The organism is Microbispora sp. CSR-4 (assembly GCF_008033685.1).
In the GTDB taxonomy this organism is placed as follows: Bacteria; Actinomycetota; Actinomycetes; order Streptosporangiales; family Streptosporangiaceae; genus Microbispora.
Genome location: NZ_VJVX01000233.1, coordinates 1 through 635 on the forward strand (window position 1 = coordinate 1; position 635 = coordinate 635).

Annotated in this window: 1 protein-coding gene; it reads right to left on the reverse strand. The window is 66.0% G+C overall.

The genetic code is table 11. The features are described from left to right. Positions 1–556 (reverse strand): transposase family protein (locus tag FLV34_RS39595; protein ID WP_147945624.1); only part of this gene is annotated, 556 nt, incomplete at its 3' end. Positions 557–635: the final 79 nt, after the last annotated feature.

Here is a 635-nt window from a genome sequence, read left to right on the forward strand (position 1 = left end):
CCCCGGCGCCCTGATAGGCCTTGTCGGCCAGGGTGATGATCCCGGCTTGGTCGAGCGCGCGCAGGATGCCCCAGATCCGGGCGGCGGTCAGGTCGTGGGTCTTGCCTGGCAGCGCACCGGAGGTCCACACGATGGTCCCGTCCGGTCCCGCGATGACCTGCACGTTCATCCCATGCACGCGATGCTTGCCCGAGTAGTAGGGCCGGTCGGCCTTCACTCGGTCGGTGCGGATGAGCGTGCCGTCCAAGACCAGGTAGTGCAGGCCGTCCTTCGTGGCCTTCCGCAGCGCCGTCGCCAGTTTCGGTGATCGAGCCGACAGCAGGGCGACGGTTTCCTCCACATACCGCCACGCGGTGGCCGCCGACACTCCGAAACCCGCTCCGACCTCGGCGAATGTCTCGCCCTTGCGCAGATAGACCAGCACCAGGAGCGCCTGCTGCCCGGGGTTGAGCCGCCGCCACGTCGATCCGATGGCCTTGCGCCGCCTGCGGATCAGTCCGGCCACGTAGTTCAGCGTTGAACGCGACAAATCGACGGCAGCACGATAGAACAGCACCCGAAGCTCCTGGCGATGACGGTGATGGTTGTGGTGATCAACCCGTCTACCAGGAGCTTCGCCACATCATGAGGAAAAC